We start from the raw sequence: 17,334 nt of genomic DNA, 5'->3' as shown, positions 1-17,334 counted from the left end.
TGCCCAGTGGCCCCTCTCCCCCGACCAAAAGCCCTCCGTGGCCGCCGCTGCTGCCGCAGATTCTTGGACTCCATGGAAGTCGATGTTGTGACGTTCGATAATGTGGGGTATGATGCAACGGCATCACTGATTGGAGAGCTGACCGAGAGGCCGAAGGTGCTCGCCTGCTAAGCGAGTATAGGGCGCAAACCCTATCTGGGGTTCGAATCCCCAGCTCTCCGCCAGAACACGCAACCCGGCACCGCTTGGTGTCGGGTTTCTTTTTACTCTCGAGGCGTCAGGAGGTTTCGACACCCCCCAAACGATTGCCTGTCTCGCCCAAATCTTTTTTCCTGTGGCTACCTGCGAAAACGGGTTTTCAGTCGAGAAAGTTGAGATTTCTCCTTGACACTCCAGGGGTTTGGGAGCATATTAATACCCGCAACGCGGCGTTACCTCAGCTGGATAGAGGGTCTGACTACGAATCAGAACGTCATAGGTTCGAATCCTATACGCCGCACCAGCGAATGCAAGAGGACCTCGAAAGAGGTCCTCTTTTTTATTGCGCATCGCCCTCCCTGTGACGTAAGCCATCAGTGAAGGAAGGCACCCCTTACCTAAAGGTGACGCCCGGGCGATAGATCTCACACACGCCCTCGCGCGAGATGTAGTCGTATGGAACGGCCGCCCTGTCCAACCTGTCCTGAAGGTCGAGCATGCTGCGATGCTCAGAAAGGAACATACGGAGCACCTGGAGCATTGGCGCAGGGGGGACCTCCATCTCTGCCTCCAGGGACGCCTTCAGGGCACGGAGGGAATCCCCGCGGACGCGCACCATGTGCTTGTGGCAGTCCTCCTCGTAGACCAGTCTGGTCGCGTTTCCTTCGGTCCTCTCCTCTACAAAGAGGGTGTCACCCTCCATCTTGGCGGTTATGACCCTGAGCTCGTCATCCCCACCATCTCTCAGGACCTCTTCCCACTTGCCCGCCATGCTCGTCTCCTCTCCGTAGTAGAACATTTGTTCTATCGTATCAGACTTTATAGAAAAGGGGTACCCCGCACAGGCGGGACACCCCATTTTAGTTGCTATATGTATGGGAGGCGCCTTACGCCTTCCAGGAAGCCCCGATGACCTACGCCTGGGGCTTGATGACCTCCATGTCACGCATGTACGGACGCAGGGCCTCGGGGACGGTGATGGAGCCGTCTGCGTTCTGGTAGTTCTCCATGATTGCCGCCATGGTACGCCCCACCGCAAGACCAGAGCCGTTGAGCGTGTGGACAAGACGCGTCCCCTTGAACTCGGAGGGGTCGCGGTACTTGATGTTGGCACGACGGGCCTGGAAGTCCCAGCAGTTGGAGCAGCTCGAGATCTCCTTGTAGTTGTTGTAGCTGGGCAGCCACACCTCGAGGTCGTAGCACTTGGTGGCAGAGAACCCAAGGTCGCCCGTGCAGAGCGAGACCACGTGGTACGGCAGACCGAGCTTCTGAAGGCAGTGCTCGGCCTCGGCGACCATGGACTCGAGCTGGTTCATGGAGTCGTCGGGCTTGGCAAACTTGACCATCTCAACCTTGTCGAACTCGTGGACGCGGATGATGCCGCGTGTGTCGCGGCCAGCAGAGCCGGCCTCCTCGCGGAAGCAAGGGGTGAACGCGGTGTACCACAGGGGGAGCTTGTCGCCGTCAAGCACCTCGCCGCGGTGGATGTTAGTGAGCATGACCTCGGCGGTCGGGATAAGGTACATGCCGCCGCTCACATGGAACAAATCCTCGTCAAACTTGGGGAGCTGTCCCGTGCCAAAGAGGGAGTCGTAGTTGGTGATGACAGGGGGCCACCACTCCTTGAACCCGGCCTTCACGTGCTCGTCGATGAAGAAGTTGATGAGGGCACGCTCCATGAGGGCGCCGGCGCCTCCCAGGAGGTAGAAGCGCGTGCCCGCAAGCTTCACGCCACGGTCGAAGTCGATCATTCCCGTGGAGGGACCCAGGTCCCAGTGTGCCTTGGGCTCAAAGTCAAACTTCGTCGGCTCGCCCCACTTGCGGACCTCGGGATTGTCGGAGTCGTCGACGCCGTAGGGAACGGACTCGTGGGGGATGTTAGGGATTGCCGCGACAAGGTCAAAGAGCTCCTTCTCGACCTCGGCGCGCCTGTCGTCAAGCTGGGAGATGCGCTCCTTGTTTGCGCTCACCTGCGCCTTGGCCTGCTCCGCCTCGTCTCGGCGGCCCTCCCTCATGAGCTGGCCGATCTGCTTGGAGACGGCATTGCGCTGCGCCTGGAGCGCCTCGACCTCGGTGATGGTGCTGCGACGCTCCTCGTCCAGCTCGAAGAACCTCTGGCGGTCCCAGTGGGCGTTCTGCCTGGACTCGCAGGCCTTGTCGACGACGTCGGGGTTCTCCCTGACGAACTTGATGTCAAGCATGCTGCTTCCCCTCGTGCTTGGATGGCTTGGCCACGCCAACCGTTTGGTTGGCCTTACTGCCTGCGCGGACGCGTCCGCGCGAATCCCAAGTATATACTTGTGGCGACTATTCCCCGAACAGGCCGCGCACCCGGTGCGCGTCTCGTATGGAAAGGGCGACCAATGGACTTTATCAACTGGCTCTTCAACACGCGCCAGGGGGTCATCGCCCTCGTCCTGGGCGGCATTCTCCTGTTCCTCATCATCGCAGTCGTCCTAGAGAGGAAGACGCGGGCGATCTACAAGAACCACGAGAAGTCACCCGAGGACTGGGACCTCTTCGATGACGACTCGGAGAGCGGCTGGTCCGACTTCGACGACGACAACAAGTAGAGCCCGTCGCGCAAACTTTACTTTGGAATGGGGCGCTTTCCTTCACGTGGGGAGGCGCCCTGGCATTTTGCCGCCGCATCGCATGCGGAGTTGGGGAAGGCCCCTGCCCGTCCCGCACAATAAAAGCCCCGTCAGCCTGTGCTGACGGGGCTTGCAATCCATGGTGCGGGCGAAAGGACTTGAACCTTCATGAGATTGCTCTCATACGGACCTGAACCGTACGCGTCTGCCAATTCCGCCACGCCCGCGTAGGTCACCATAATACTACTATTCTCACACTCTGCAACGGTAAATTATTTGGACTTCATGCAGGGAGATGAAGTTGGATGCGTATTTCTCTCCTTCGGCGCGGACCGGGAAGGGCATTGACGCCCTACGGGCTACTATAGGGCGTGGCCATCAACAAAACCGCAGCTGAACCGAAGACGAGGACGGCCGTGAGAGAAGACCCCACCATAACGCAGCGTCTGGATTCTCCTTCGCCCGCATCGACGGGCGGAAGCGAGCCCAGTCTCCTCCTCAACCGATATCGCGTCATGCGCGCGGGCATCAGGGGAGGCTTTGGCACGGTCCTCACCTGCTGGGACACCAGGCTCCAGCGCCGTGTCGCCATCAAGAAGATTCCCCTGAGCCCGCAGGCTGCCGGAGCGGGCGGGGCATCAACCATCCGCGAGGCGCTCCAGGAGGCGCGCACGGCAAGCATGCTGGCGCACCCCAACATCGTGACGGTCTACGACTTTGAGGTGGAGGGCAGCTGGGCCTACCTGGTGACGGAGTACGTCGACGGGCTCAACCTCGCGGAGCTCCTCTCGAGGGTCGAGGGCGGCACCCTCACCAACGACGAGTGCTCCTACCTCATGACGAGCGTGGCAAAGGCGCTCTCGTTCGCACACGAGAACGGCGTGCTGCACCTGGACATCAAGCCCACCAACATAATGGTCGACAGGTCGGGGACGGTGAAGCTCTGTGACTTTGGCATGGCCACGCTCGCCTCCGCCACAGGGTTTGGTGGCGCGCGAGGGGGCACCGTGGGCTACATGCCCCCCGAACAAATCACGGGCGGGCTCGTCGACGAGCGCACTGACGTGTTCTCGCTCGCCGTCGTGGTATGGCAGACCCTCACGGGAGCAAACCCCTTTGCGGCAGACACCGCCGAGAGGTCGCTCAAGCTCATGGAGGCTGGCCCCAGGCGCGCCCTCTCGAAGATCGACCCCAGCCTCGCCGGAATGGCGGAGGAGGTCATGTCACAGGCGCTCGACCCCGATCCGACCAGGAGGATCGCCAGCGTGGGAACGTTTGTCGACGAGCTGGTCTTCGGACTCGCCGGGGACGTGCGGGCGGGAGCTGAGTCCATGCGCGACCTCCTCTCGCAAACGACAAGTGACGACGGAGACGAGCCACAGACCAGGGAGGGTCGCTACCTCCCCGTCATCTATCGATATCCCTGGCTCCAGGGGCTCGCCCTCAGGGGCGGCACCGCCGTCGCCTGCGCGGGCTCGGCCGTGCCCCTCGCGAACGCCGCACTCGCGGCTCACCCGGGCTGGGTCGCCCCCGTGCTCGTTGGCTGTGCAGCCATCTCTGCACTGGTCCCCGCTTCCGGCAGCATGGCGTTTGTGGCCCTTCTCGTCGTGGCACTCTTTGGTGAGGGCACCGCCGGGGTCATGCTCCCGGCGCTCTCCCTGATCGCTTTCATCGCCTGGTGGTGGTCAAGCGGCAGGAGTGACGGGGCCTCGGGCCTCGTCGTCCTGGCCCCGTGCCTGCTTCCCTGCCCCATGGCGTCAGCCCCCCTCGCAGCGTTCTGCATGCCTCCCGCGAGGGCCACCGCATCCTCCGTGGTTGGCCTGCTCCTCTCGCTGCTCGCGAGTCAGGCGCGGGCAACGGGGTTCGCGGCTTACCCGACTGCCACCGGCCTCCTCTCCACGCTCCTCTCGCCCGGAACGTGGGCGACTGTCGCCGGATGCGCCTGCGCCGCGTGGGCGGGGGCGGCAGTCTCTCGGCATGGGGTCGCCACGGGCTGGGGTTATGCAGGTCAGATGGTATGTTGCCTGCTCATCCTTGGGACGCAGGCACTTCGCGCACGAGTGGAGAATGGTGACATATGGACCGCCTCCACGGCGGTGGCGTTGGGCATTGCTGTACTCTGTGGTGTGCTTATGTGTATCGCAACCAGCCTGAGGGGTCCACGACAGGTGGACGGAGGGGTGGAGGAATAGATGAACCTGCTCAAGACGTTTGAGAGTCGCGTGAACGACGCCTTTGGCGCCTCTCCGCAGGGCCAGGTGGAGCCCTTCTCCTTCAAGAAGCTCGCCAAGCAGGCCGCGCGCGAGATGCAGCGTGAGACGTACGAGATCGATGGGGTCGACACCGCCCCCGCGCTCTTCACCATCCTCATCTCGTCGGCTGACGACTCGATGATGCGCTCCCTGTACGCCCAACTCACGCAAGAGATCGTCTCATTCGTCGAGGCACAGGCAAACTCCAAGGGCTACGTGTTTGTGGGCAAGCCCCTGGCTCGTTTTATGGTCGACCCTACGCTCCGCAGCGGCAAGTTTGCCGTGTTTGCCGAGAACGTCGATGCACGCACGCTCGCGCGCCTTCGTGACGAAGAGGAGGCGTTCCTCGGTGCCTCTCAGGGTTCCGGCGGCGCCGCCGCACCGATGCAGGCGTCACGCGCGCACAAGGGCCGCGGGAATAGGCAGGGTCGCGGCCGAGGCGAGCAGCCGCTCGCGGCGGTCCAGCCCACGCCGGCGCCCGCGCCAGTCGCCGACCCTCTCGACCAGGGCCTGGAGAACCTTCAGGAGCAGGAGTTCGCCCCACTCGTCTCCCCCCAGGGCGAGGATGCCTCCGCGGGGCTCAGGGTCCTGCCCGAGGACTTTGTCCAGGACTCGATCGAGGAGGCCGAGGCCGAGCAGGCGGCGCGGCACGCGGCACGTCACGTTCCCGCCGTCGACGAGGGCGCAGACATGCAGGGGGCACCTCAGCCCCAGACGGTCCCCGCCACCCAGCGCAAGAACGTCCCCCTGGTGAATCCGCAGCGCGCGAGGAGCTCGAGGGAGAGCTCGGAGGCGCCCACCTGCCTTCTCATCGACCACCAGACCGGCCGTACCTACAACGCCACCGCCCCCGCGACGCTGCTGGGGCGCGAGCGCTCCCAGGGCGGCATCGTGATTCACGACCCCAACGTCTCGCGCCGCCACGCCGAGATCACCTACGACGGCCGGGACTGGCGCATAACCGACCTCAACTCGACCAACGGCACGCTCGTGAACGACGTCGACGTTGACAGCTGCATCCTGAGGGACGGTGACCTCATCACGGTTGGGCTGACCAACCTCGAGTTCAGGGAGAGCAGGGCATGATAGAGCTTGTACTCTTTGCGGGACGCATAGTCCTGGTGATCCTGCTCTACGTGTTCCTCTTCGCGGTCATGAAGACCGGGGTAGGCCTGGTTCGCGGGCAGCGACGTGACGGGGCAATATGGTCCATCGACGTTGAGAAGGGCTCCAAGTCGCTCAGGGGGCTTCACGTGGACATGCTCGGTCCCGTCGTGGTCGGGCGCGCCCCGTCGTCGGACATCGTCATCGACGAGCCGTTTGTCTCGGCGATGCACGCGCGCTTTACGCTCCAGGGTCCCGCCCTGGTCCTCGAAGACCTGGACTCCACCAACGGAACCCTGGTGAACGGCCACCCCATCTCGCAGCCCGTCACGCTCCGTGACGGGGACGAGGTCCAGGTGGGTGATGCGATCATGCGAGTGAGTCGTAGATGATTTGGCGCCAGCCACACAGGGTGAACCTTGCCGGCATGCTGCCCAGGCACCCTCAGGAGGAGCCGGTCAATAGCCCGGGCCACGACACGATTCCCGTAGAGAACCGTGAGGGTGCCGAGACGCGCAACGGCCAAACCGAGCGTCTGTCATGGGGCGCCCGGACCGACATCGGCCTGGTTCGCGGGCACAACGAGGACTCGTTTCTCGTCCAGCCCCCGCTCTTTGCCGTCTGCGACGGGATGGGCGGGCATGCGGCAGGAGAGGTGGCAAGCTCGATTGCCGTGCAGACGATAGGGGCCCAGGCTCCGATCCACGCAGACGACATCCTCCTCGGGGCGGCAGTCGAGGCGGCAAACGCCGCCGTGATCGAGGGTGCCGCCACCGGAAAGGGCAAGCCCGGGATGGGCTGCACCGCCTCGTGCGTCCTCATCGAGAACAACAAGATGGCCATCGCCCATGTGGGTGACTCCCGCATCTACCTCCTCCACCACGGCACGCTCGTGAGGCTGACGCACGACCACTCGTACGTCGAGGAGCTCGTGGACGCGGGAGAGATCACCGCCGACGAGGCGAGGGTCCACCCATCCCGCTCCATCATCACACGCGCACTCGGGTCTGACCCCGACATGTACGCAGACCACTTCACGCTCGACGTCTCGACTGGAGACCGCCTCATCGTCTGTTCCGACGGCCTGTCTTCCATGGTTGAGGACTCCGAGATAGAGGCCATTGCCGTCTCGTCGGTCACGCCGCAGTCGGCGGCGGACAACCTTACCTCGGCCGCGCTGAGCGCCGGCGGGCACGACAACATCACCGTCATTGTCGTCGACGTGAGCGACGACGGCGCCATCGAGGCCCACCGCACGATGAGGAAGCGACTCATCCGTCGCCTTCTCATCTTCGGAGGGTGCCTCCTCGCCGCGATGATTGCCGCGGGCCTGGTCTTCGTCAACTCATCCTGGTACCTCGCCAACAACGAGGGGACGGTCGGCATTTACCAGGGGATAACCGGGAGCTTCATGGGCATTCCCCTCTCCCACTTGGAAGAGACCACGTCGGTGCAGATCTCGGACCTTCCCGACGCCACGCAACAGAGCCTGATAGGCGGGCTTCGCGTGGGGAGTGAGGAGGAGGCCAAGAAGACGGTCGAGAGCTACCGCGACCAGATTGACGCCGACAAGAGCTCCGCCGCAGTGACCGCAGACAGGACCACCACGAGCGGCAGCTCCGATACCGCCGACTCCTCGAGCTCGGCGACAAAGCAGAACGGGGGCGACTAGCATGCCAAAGCGCCAGAATACGCGCAGGAACACCGAGCTCATGCTCCTTGTCCTGGCAGCCCTCCCCGTGACGTTGCTCTATGCGATGTACCTCGTGAACATGAACGTGGCGATATCATTCTCGTCCCTCTCGGTCCCACTCGGGCTGTTTGCCGCCTTCACCGTGGCGCACCTCGCCGTGCGAAAGTTTGCCCCAGGCGCCGACCCGGCTATTCTGCCCATCGTGTTCCTGCTCTCGGGAATAGGCATAGCATTTGTGACGAGACTCGCGCCTACCTTGGCGGAGGGCCAGGTCATGTGGCTGTTCGTCTCCGTGGCAGCGATGATCGCCGTCCTGGTGGCCGTCCCCAGCATCGAGTCGCTCGCCCAGTACAAGTATTCCATGGGCATTGCGGGTGTGGTGCTTCTCCTCCTTCCCATGCTCATCGGCACCGAGCGTGGGGGCTCCAAGCTCTGGCTCGTCATCGGACCATTCTCGTTCCAGCCGGGCGAGCTCGCTAAGATCCTCATCGTCCTGTTCCTGGCCTCATACCTGGCCGAGAACCGCGAGATGCTCTCCGCCTCCACCCGCCACATCGGCCCGCTCGCACTGCCTCGCCCCAGGATGCTGCTCCCACTGCTGGTCATGTGGGGCGTCTCGCTGCTCGTCGTCATCTTCGAGCGCGACCTCGGCAGCGCCCTGCTCTTCTACACCTTCTTCGTGATCATGCTCTACGTGTGCACCGGGCGAGTGAGCTATGTCATCTTCTCCGCCCTGCTCCTCGCCATCGGTGGGGTGGGCTGCTATCACCTGTTCTCGCATGTTCAGACCCGTATCCAGATTTGGCTCAACCCCTTTGCGGACCCTTCGAACAAGGGCCTCCAGATCGTCCAGTCGCTCTACTCCCTTGCAGATGGCGGACTGGTGGGTTCTGGCATCGGTAAGGGCCTCCCCACCCTCATCCCCGTGGTCGAGTCCGACTTCATCTTCTCCGCCATAGGAGAAGAGATGGGCCTCCTCGGTGCCTCTGCCGTCCTCATCGCGTTCCTGCTCTTCAGCGTGAGGGGCCTCACCACCGCCGGCAGGGCAAAGAGCGACGTCTCGGCTTTCACGGCGGTTGGCCTGACCTCGGCAATCGTGGTCCAGGCGTTCCTCATCGTGGGCGGCGTCACCAAGCTGCTCCCCCTCACGGGCGTGACCCTGCCCTTCATGAGCCAGGGTGGCAGCTCACTTCTCTCGAGCTTCATCATCGTCGGCTTGCTCCTAAAGGCGGGCGACGAGGGAACCGGGCACATGACGCAGATCGAGGCGGCCAACACGCACAGCCCCGCCCAGACCATGCGAGGCACGGCGGCCAGGGCAACGTCACCCACCGACTCGGTGGTGCACGGATCCCACGCCCGCGGCAGCTTTGGGCTCCAGACCCCCGAGTCCGGCGTGCTGGGCAGGGTCGCCCTGGGCAAGCGCCTTACTGCCCTCATAACGGTGTTTGCAGTGATGTTCACGCTGCTCATCGGCAACCTCACCTACATCCAGGTGGTGAAGGCGGACTCCTACCAAAACCTCCCGACCAACAACCACACCATCGCGAAGTCTTCCAAGATCAAGCGTGGTTCCATCATCACCGCCGACGGGCAGACCCTCGCCGAGTCGGTGCAGCAGACTGACGGGACCTACGTGAGGCAGCACCCGATGGGGTCGCTCGCTGCGCTGACCGTTGGATACGTCTCTACGCAGTATGGGACCTCCGGAGTCGAATCCACCTTCAACGAGACCCTCACCGGTCGTTCCGACTACTCGTCCTGGACGTCTGCCCTTTACTCGCTCGCAGGGGTCGAGAGCGCGGGCTCGTCGGTGGTCCTCACCATCAACTCGCAGATGCAGCAGGCTGCCGAACAGGCACTGCAGGGGTACACGGGCGCCATAGTCGTCCTCAACCCCTCGACCGGGGCAGTGCTGGCAGAGGCTTCCTCGCCCAGCTACACCTACGACAGCCTTGACACGGTCATGGCCTCTGGTGCGGGGCAGGGCGAACTCGTCAACCGAGCCACCCAGACGCTCTACACCCCGGGCTCGACCTTCAAGACCATCTCGCTTGCCGCCGCACTCGACTCGGGCGTCGCCTCGCTCAGCACCGCCTACGAGGCACCGTCATCCATGGAGATCGGCGGGGGCCAGGTGACCAACAACAACGGAGAGGCATGGGACTCCCTGACCCTTCAGGAGGCCTATGCCGAGTCCGCCAACACCGTCTTTGGCCAGCTGGGAGTTGCCCTTGGAGCCGACAAGCTCGTGAGCTACGCCGATGCCTTTGGGTATGGCACCAGGCTGGGACTCGACTTCACCACGACCGCCTCCCTCATGCCCAAGCCCTCCGAGATGAGCAAATGGGAGACCGCCTGGTCCGCCATCGGGCAACCTGTGGGCGTCCACGAGAGTCCTGCCGGTCCCCAGACCACCGTCATGCAGAACGCGGTCATGGTTGCTGCGATTGCAAACGGCGGCATCGTGATGAACCCCTACGTTGTGGACCACATTCTCTCGCCCGAGGGTGCTACCACCTCGACGACGCAACCCAAATCCTTGGGACAGGCCGTCTCGAGCCAGGCCGCCTCGGAGGTCAAGAAGGCCATGCTCGACGTCGTGGAGAGCGGCACGGGCACGGCAGCCCAGGTGAGCGGGGTCCAGGTGGCCGGCAAGACCGGTACCGCCCAGGTAAGTGATTCGGTCTCCAACTCGCTCTTCGTTGGCTTTGCACCCTATGACTCTCCGACCCTGGCAATCTCCGTCTGCCTGGAGGGTTCGGAGAGCAACGACGTCAATGGGCAGGCAGCGGCTGTCGCCGGTCGGGTGCTGGCCGCCTGCCTCAACATTCAATCCCTGGGGGCGAGCTCATGAGGTCACTAGCGGATTTGGCTATGGGGTACGAGGAACTTCGGCGCGAGTCACAACACGCCTCAGATGGGAGAGACGATGTCAGATAGAGTTCTCGGCGGGCGATACACGGTACAGGACAAGATCGGCACCGGTGGGATGGCAGTGGTCTACCGTGGCCTGGACGAGGTTCTTGGGAGGATGGTTGCGATCAAGACCATGCTTCCCCAGTACGCTGCCGACCCCTCGTTTGCCGCACGCTTCAAACAGGAGGCACAGGCAGCCGCGGCGCTCCAGAGCCCGTACATCGTCTCGGTGTACGACTGGGGCAAGGACGGCGATACTTATTACATCGTGATGGAGTACCTGCGCGGAACCGACCTCAAGACGGGGATTCGCAAGCACGGCGCACTCGACTGCAAGAAGGTCGCGCAGATTGGCTCGCAGATTGCCCAGGCGCTCTCCGTCGCACACAGGCACGACATCATTCACCGCGACATCAAGCCGCAGAACATCATGGTCCAGCCCGATGGCAACATCAAGGTCATGGACTTTGGCATCGCCCGCGCCAAGAACAGCCACCTGACGACCGACAACTCGGTCTTGGGCACGGCCCACTACGTTTCCCCCGAGCAGACGCAGGGCAAGGAGCTTGGCCCCACCACCGACATATACTCCCTCGGCATCGTCATGTACGAGGCTGCCACCGGCCAGGTTCCCTTCGACGGCGACGATGCGATCACCGTCGCCCTCAAGCAGGTGAAGGAGCAGCCCAAGCCCCCCAGTCAGATCAACCCCAACGTGGATGCGGCGCTCGAGAGCATCATCCTCAAGTGCATGCAGAAGGACCCGGCGGACCGCTTCCAGACGGCGGACGAGCTCTACCACGTCCTGCGCGACTACCTCGCCGGACGCATGGCCGCTGTCAGCAACGCAACGGCGCTCACCAACCTGGGCGCTACCCAGACCGTAACCGCGCCCCTCTCCGCTGCCGAGGCATCCACTGCCGCCATGAGCCGCATCAACACCATCTCGCGGCCTAAGGGGCAGACCGCTACAGAACGGGCCAAGGAGCAGGAGGCCGAAAAGACCAAGAAGCACAAGAAGCGGACGGCCATACTCGCAGTCGTTGGTGCAATCGCCCTCATCGCGGCCATTGTCGCCGCTGTCACGTACTTCAACTCCTCGCAGACCGAGTCGGTACCCAACCTGCTCAACCTAACCGAGGACGAGGCGCTCCAGCAGATCGAGAACAGCAACGGGTTCTTCAGCAAGGGCTCGGTTAAGGAGCAGTACAGCGACACGGTTGCCGAAGGCCTGGTCATGGACCAGGACCCCGACGCAGGGACCACCGCCCCAAAGGGCACGCAGATAAACATCGTTGTCTCGAAGGGCGCCAAGCCTGCCGCAACCGTGACCGTCCCCGACCTGTCTGGGATGTCCCCTTCGGAGGCAGAGGAGGCGCTGAGCAAGGTCGGCCTGGTAGCCAAGGCAGGAGACTCCGTTTACAGCGACACGGTCGAGGTGGGCAAGGTCGCCGCACAGTCCGTCGCGGGCGGCTCGAGCGCCAAGGCGGGTGACACCATCACCTACCAGCTGTCCAAGGGCCCCGAGAGCGTCGATGTACCTGATGTGACCGGCCAGTCGCAGTCGGACGCGACCAGTGCGCTCCAGGCGGCAGGCTTTGAGGTCGATGTCCAATCCACATCGAGCGATAGCGTGGAGAAGGGCCTCGTCATCAGCCAGTCGCCCACCGGCACGGCAACCAAGGGTGCCACCATCACCATTACCGTTTCGACAGGTTCCGAGACCGTCTCGGTCCCCAGCGTCGTAGGGATGGACAAGGACACCGCACAGTCGACGCTTGCAAACGCCGGCTTTAAGTACGATCCGCAGTACCGGTACGATGACAGCACGCCCGTGAACCAGGTCATTAGCCAGTCGCCCACCGGAAGCGCCAAGAAGGGTGACACAATCACGCTGGTCATCTCGAATGGCCCCCAGAGCAGCACGACGGACAACGGAAGCTCCAGCACGTCCTCAAGCGGGAGCAACACGACTTCGGGGACCAGCGGAACGTCGGGAAGCAGCACAACGAGCGGTAACTAGGCTCGTCTCCCAAGCATTCGGCTGGATTTGGCGAGGGGCCTCGTAACGAGGTCCCTCGCATTTTCTTACGCAACATGTACCGTCGCTTACCCAGGCATGGGGCATCACGCGCAGAAGCGTAAGCGCTGCATCGACGCGATCCTGCCGCCGCGACCTCACATTCATTGAAGCGGTCAAGCCATTTGTGATTGAGGTAACCGCTCGTTCATTCGCACAGTTTGGCCAGTAGTTGGTCCGCAACGGCATGTAAATTTGAAAAAAAAGAAAGCAGGTCACAGCAAAACATAGGCTGTGACCTGCGCTTTCTCGTGGTGACCCCGGTCGGATTCGAACCAACGACACCAGGTTTAGGAAACCTGTGCTCTATCCCCTGAGCTACGGGGCCGTGCCTGACTATTCTAGCATCAAGTAGTCACCAGTTGGGGGACAAATGACCCTTACCTGTGCTGCTCGTGACGATGGGCTCTCTTGGCCTTGCGGGCCTCCTTTGCCTCTGCCCGAGCGGCCTCTTCGCGCTGCGCCGCCTTGTAGTCCTCTTCGATAATCTGCATGACGCGCTTCTCGGAGAGGGACGCAACCTCGCGATCGGCTGCCTTACGCAGTGGCCTCACGTTGCGCCAGTCGTAGATAAACGCCACGATGATGCATCCGTAGGCCAGGATGATCAGGATAAGCATGATCAGGCCGGCAAGACCGGTGGCCTGATCGGCGGAGTAGATGTTGGAGAGGGCAAAGCTCAGGAGCGTGCATGCCATCCCCACGCCGAGGAGTATCCACCACATGCGCTGACCACTCTTGTATCCCGGCTTTGAGCTGAGGATGATCCTGGACGCAGCCGCACGCCGGTCCTCGGAGTCTCGCCTGGCCTCGCGGGCCTGCTTCTTCTCCTCCTTGGTCATCTCCTCCTCGCGCTTGCCGGTGCTGGTCATCTTCCCCGCTGCGACCTCGCTGGACTTCACCACTCGAACACCAGCAGCGGCCTCTCTCGCGGGGCGCGCACGGGAGACCGACCTCTTGCTAAAGCCTGCCTTGGGCTCGTCGGAGGACATGATCTTCTCGACCGCCTTCTGCTGTGCGGTCTTTGGCTCCGGTGCTTCGCTGTTTGCCTGCTCGGCCTCCTCGCGGGCGCCGCGGATGGTATCACGCAGTGACATTGGACTCCTTTGCGGGCTTGAACTCGGTTCCGGTAATGATCTGGTATGCCTCCTGATAGCGCTTGGAGGTTCCCTCGATCACCTCTGCGGGAAGGTGGGGCGGCTCGCCCTGCATGTCCCAGTTGGCCTTGAGCCAGTCGCGCACATACTGCTTGTCGTAGCTTGGCTGGACCTTGCCGGGCTCATAGCCCTCGGCGGGCCAGAAGCGGCTGGAGTCGGGGGTCAGGCACTCGTCGATAAGGGTGAGCTGACCATCGATGTAGCCAAACTCGAACTTGGTGTCCGCGATGATAATCCCGCGGGTAGAGGCATACTCTGCGGCAGCGCTGTAGATCTTGAGCGCCGCGCTACGAATCTGCTGGCCGACACTATCCCCCACCAGCTCCTCCATGCGATCAAACGAGATGTTCTCGTCGTGATCGCCGAGCTCGGCCTTGGTGGAGGGGGTGAAGAGCGGCTCGGGAAGCTTGGATGCCTCAACCAAGCCGGCCGGGAGGCTGATGCCGCAGACGGTGCCATCCTGGTCGTACGTCTTCTTACCCGAACCCGTGAGGTAGCCGCGAACAATGGCCTCGATGGGAACCGTCTTGGCCTTCTTCACCAGCATGGAGCGCCCGGCAAGGTAGTCGGAGTACTTCTGAAACTCCTCCGGGTAGTCCTTCACGTCCATGCTCAGCATGTGGTTGGGCATGAGGTCGGCGAACTTCTCAAACCAGAAGGCTGAGATGCGCGTCAGGATCTCGCCCTTGTAGGGAATCTCGTCGGGCAGGATATAGTCGAACGCACTGATGCGGTCGCTTGCGACCATGAGCAGGCTGTCTCCGCAGTCATAGATGTCGCGCACCTTGCCGTGTGAATCCGGACGAAGCTCCATGGCTCCCATTAGGTCTCCCATCGATGAGTTTATCAGCGTCACATCGAGACAGTGACCTCTCGATTGTAGTTGATTGCCCCCCCAAACGCAGCGCGCCTCGCGCACGTGCAGAGGACGTGCACCAAGCCCAAACTATCGGTCTTGGGCTTCCTGTATCTGCTGCTTGATGCTCTTGTGGCCGTGGTCGATGGGGATGTGAAGGGCGAAGGTGGTTCCCTTACCCAATTCGGACTCAACCGAGATGGATCCGTTGTGCTTCTCGATGATCTCCTTGGTAAGCGATAGGCCGACCCCCAACCCCCCGCTCACGCGCTCGCGGCTTGCATCAGAGCGCCAGAAACGCGAGAACACCCTGGGGATGTCCTCCTTGGCGATGCCGATGCCCGTGTCCTGCACCGAAATGAGGACCTCGTTCTTGGTGCGGTCACGAGCGACGGAGACCACGACCCAGCCGCCATCAGGCGTGTACCTCATGGCGTTGGACATAAGGTTGGTAACGGCCTCGCGAATGAGGTCGGGGTCAACGTCCGCATAGCACTCGTGATTGGTCGTCTTATCGTCGAACCGCAGCGCAAGCCCCTTGTCGGCAAAGAGCTGCGCCTGCATGGAGACGAGGCTCTTCACCAGGTAGACCACGTCCGCCCGCTCGATCTTGAGCTCACGCGTCCCGTTCTCGATACGAGACAGGTGCAGCATTGCGTCGACCAGGCGAGAGAGGCGCCTCACCTCGCCTGCGACAATCTCAAAGTGCTCGTCGTCCGTGGGGAGAACGCCGTCCTGCATTGCCTCCACGGTCGCCTGCATTGCCATGAGCGGGGTACGGAGCTCGTGGGCGACGTCGCTGGTGAGGCGGTGCTCGAACTTGATGTCACGCTCGAGCTCGGAAGCCATGCTGTCGAAGGTCTCGCCCAACCTGCCAATCTCGTCGTCACCAGTGAGGTTGGTTCGAGCCGTAAGGTCACCATTGCGTATCTGAGCCGCCGTGGAGGTGATGACCTTGATGGGCTTGGTGAGCGCCCTCGAGGCGAGATAGCCCACCACGCAGGCGAGTATCACCGCCACACCCGCGGCACCCAGGATGGCGCCGTACGAGTTGAGCCTAAATGCCGCATCGTTCTTGGTGAGCAAGGGGCTTGACCCGACGCTCCAGATGCGGACTTCCCCCACCTTGACGCCGTCGCTGATGACATCGGCGGTAACGACAGACTCCGAGTCCTCCGGCTCCTCGGACTTTGCGGAGATGTGCTGAGACGAGTCGACGGTCCGCTTGGAGTCATCCCAGGTGTCGTCGTAGATGATGTCTCCGGCTGAATCAACCACCTGCACCACGACGCTGGACGTTGCGTTGGTGGCATAGTCGGCGTACTTCAGCACATCGTCGTTCCACTCGCCCGCATAGCGATACTGCGTCGAGAGGTTGTTTGCAGTGCGCTCCGCGAGGGCCTGCATGTTATCCCTCGCGTACTCCTTGAACTGCCCCTCCCACACCACGGCAAGGACTGCGGAGAGGATTGCGGCGGTCATGATTGCCGTAAACGCGAAGTAGAAGGCCATGCGAGCGGTGAAGGTCTTCTCTGGTCGCTGCCGCTTTGTGTCGTGGGGCATGGTGTTGAACGATGCCTTGGAAGAAGAGTCGGAGGCCGCTTGGGCCTCCTCCTCATACCCCCTTGTCACTCCTCCGTCGTCAAGAAGGTCGCCCATAGGCTACTTCTTGTCCTTACCGTCGGAGTCGGCGGGCTTCTGCGACGCCTCGAACCGATATCCCACTCCGTGAACGGTGTACAGCCAGCGCGGATTGCGCGGGTCGTCGCCAAGCTTTGCGCGGAGGTTCTTGACATGGCTGTCGATCGTACGCTCGTAGCCCTCGAAGTCGTAGCCCAGGACCTTCTCGACCAGCTCCATGCGCGTGTAGACGCGGCCGGGGTAGCGGGCCAGCGTGGTCAGGAGCTTGAACTCGGACGCAGTGAGGTCGACCTCCTTGCCCTCGACCATCACCTTGTGGCCGGAGATATCGATGACCAGGTCCCCAAAGTCGAGGACCTCGAGCTGCGGCTCGCTCTCGGTGTGGGCGCGGCGGAGCAGGGCGCGGACGCGTGCGACGAGCTCGCGGGGAGAGAAGGGCTTGATCAGGTAGTCGTCCGCACCGAGTTCGAGGCCGATGATACGGTCCTCGACCTCGCCCTTGGCCGTAAGCATGATGATGGGCACGTTGGAGGTCTCGCGGATGGCACGGCACACGCGCTCGCCCGAGAGCTTAGGGAGCATGAGGTCGAGGATGATGAGGTCAAACGAGTGCTTCTCGAACTCCTCCAACGCGCTCTGGCCGTCACCGACGCCACGGACGATGTAGCCCTCGCGCTCGAGGTAGGCGGCCACCGCGTCGCGAATGGTCTTCTCGTCCTCAACCAGCAGAATCTTCTTCTCTTCCGAAGCCATGAGCGGCCTCCCAACCTAGCTATGAGGGAAGTTGCACCCTCTTTGCTGTGCAAATGTAAAGTCTCTCCATATTTTACCGCAGCGAGC

13 protein-coding genes and 4 tRNA genes are annotated in these 17,334 nt (G+C 62.7%); 9 read left to right on the top strand and 8 right to left on the bottom strand.

Features of this window, described 5'->3' with window-relative positions; translation table 11 throughout:
• The first annotated feature begins 132 nt into the window (after positions 1-132).
• Positions 133-224 (top strand) — tRNA-Ser (locus FYJ68_RS00930).
• A gap of 201 nt (positions 225-425) precedes the next feature.
• Positions 426-502 (top strand) — tRNA-Arg (locus FYJ68_RS00925).
• Between the two features lie 90 nt (positions 503-592).
• Here FYJ68_RS00925 and FYJ68_RS00920 read toward each other — a convergent pair.
• Together FYJ68_RS00920 and serS are read right to left on the bottom strand one after the other, a co-directional pair.
• Positions 593-997: a hypothetical protein gene (locus FYJ68_RS00920; protein WP_229771932.1), complete on the bottom strand. Its 405-nt coding sequence runs from the start codon at positions 995-997 to the stop codon at positions 593-595.
• A 115-nt stretch (positions 998-1,112) separates the two neighbouring features.
• Positions 1,113-2,399 (bottom strand): serine--tRNA ligase, encoded by a 1,287-nt coding sequence (gene serS / locus FYJ68_RS00915; RefSeq protein WP_154433446.1) that lies wholly within the window; start codon positions 2,397-2,399, stop codon positions 1,113-1,115.
• A 162-nt stretch (positions 2,400-2,561) separates the two neighbouring features.
• On the opposite strand from serS, the gene FYJ68_RS00910 reads away from it, so the two are divergent.
• The gene (locus tag FYJ68_RS00910) at positions 2,562-2,771 is read left to right on the top strand and encodes a DUF6724 family protein (RefSeq protein WP_154433445.1); all 210 of its coding nucleotides are present in this window, start codon (positions 2,562-2,564) and stop codon (positions 2,769-2,771) included.
• Between the two features lie 161 nt (positions 2,772-2,932).
• Here the strand turns inward: FYJ68_RS00910 and FYJ68_RS00905 are convergent.
• A tRNA-Leu gene (locus FYJ68_RS00905) sits at positions 2,933-3,019 on the bottom strand.
• 288 nt (positions 3,020-3,307) lie between these two features.
• Between FYJ68_RS00905 and FYJ68_RS00900 the strand changes: the two genes are divergently transcribed.
• The 6 genes from FYJ68_RS00900 to pknB all read left to right on the top strand — a co-directional run bounded on the left by FYJ68_RS00900 (position 3,308) and on the right by pknB (position 12,783).
• Positions 3,308-4,984 (top strand): serine/threonine-protein kinase, encoded by a 1,677-nt coding sequence (locus FYJ68_RS00900; RefSeq protein ID WP_154433759.1) that lies wholly within the window; start codon positions 3,308-3,310, stop codon positions 4,982-4,984.
• Complete coding sequence (locus FYJ68_RS00895) at positions 4,985-6,130, top strand: FhaA domain-containing protein (protein ID WP_154433444.1); 1,146 nt, start codon at positions 4,985-4,987, stop codon at positions 6,128-6,130.
• Entirely contained in the window at positions 6,127-6,540 is a 414-nt protein-coding gene (locus FYJ68_RS00890) for an FHA domain-containing protein (RefSeq protein WP_154433443.1), read from the top strand. The genes FYJ68_RS00895 and FYJ68_RS00890 overlap by 4 nt, the downstream gene beginning before the upstream one ends.
• Positions 6,541-6,575: 35 nt before the next feature.
• Entirely contained in the window at positions 6,576-7,820 is a 1,245-nt protein-coding gene (locus FYJ68_RS00885; protein WP_229771931.1) for a Stp1/IreP family PP2C-type Ser/Thr phosphatase, read from the top strand.
• A 1-nt stretch (position 7,821) separates the two neighbouring features.
• Positions 7,822-10,698 (top strand): FtsW/RodA/SpoVE family cell cycle protein, encoded by a 2,877-nt coding sequence (locus FYJ68_RS00880; protein WP_154433441.1) that lies wholly within the window; start codon positions 7,822-7,824, stop codon positions 10,696-10,698.
• Positions 10,699-10,773: 75 nt separating this feature from the next.
• Positions 10,774-12,783 carry a Stk1 family PASTA domain-containing Ser/Thr kinase gene (gene pknB / locus FYJ68_RS00875; RefSeq protein WP_154433440.1) on the top strand — a complete coding sequence of 670 codons (2,010 nt, stop codon included), beginning with the start codon at positions 10,774-10,776 and terminating at the stop codon, positions 12,781-12,783.
• 309 nt (positions 12,784-13,092) lie between these two features.
• Here pknB and FYJ68_RS00870 read toward each other — a convergent pair.
• The 5 genes from FYJ68_RS00870 to FYJ68_RS00850 form a co-directional block, all read right to left on the bottom strand.
• A tRNA-Arg gene (locus FYJ68_RS00870) sits at positions 13,093-13,168 on the bottom strand.
• A gap of 52 nt (positions 13,169-13,220) precedes the next feature.
• Positions 13,221-13,937 (bottom strand): hypothetical protein, encoded by a 717-nt coding sequence (locus FYJ68_RS00865; protein ID WP_154433439.1) that lies wholly within the window; start codon positions 13,935-13,937, stop codon positions 13,221-13,223.
• Complete coding sequence (locus FYJ68_RS00860) at positions 13,924-14,820, bottom strand: phosphoribosylaminoimidazolesuccinocarboxamide synthase (RefSeq protein WP_195837664.1); 897 nt, start codon at positions 14,818-14,820, stop codon at positions 13,924-13,926. The genes FYJ68_RS00865 and FYJ68_RS00860 overlap by 14 nt, the downstream gene beginning before the upstream one ends.
• A 123-nt stretch (positions 14,821-14,943) precedes the next feature.
• Entirely contained in the window at positions 14,944-16,512 is a 1,569-nt protein-coding gene (locus FYJ68_RS00855; protein WP_154433438.1) for a sensor histidine kinase, read from the bottom strand.
• Between the two features lie 3 nt (positions 16,513-16,515).
• The gene (locus FYJ68_RS00850; protein ID WP_154433437.1) at positions 16,516-17,247 is read right to left on the bottom strand and encodes a response regulator transcription factor; all 732 of its coding nucleotides are present in this window, start codon (positions 17,245-17,247) and stop codon (positions 16,516-16,518) included.
• Between the last annotated feature and the right edge of the window lie 87 nt (positions 17,248-17,334).

Source organism: Olsenella porci, assembly GCF_009695875.1.
Classification (GTDB): domain Bacteria; phylum Actinomycetota; class Coriobacteriia; order Coriobacteriales; family Atopobiaceae; genus Olsenella_H; species Olsenella_H porci.
The sequence above is the reverse complement of the archived record's forward strand: the minus strand, read 5'-3'. Positions and strand labels throughout refer to the sequence as shown.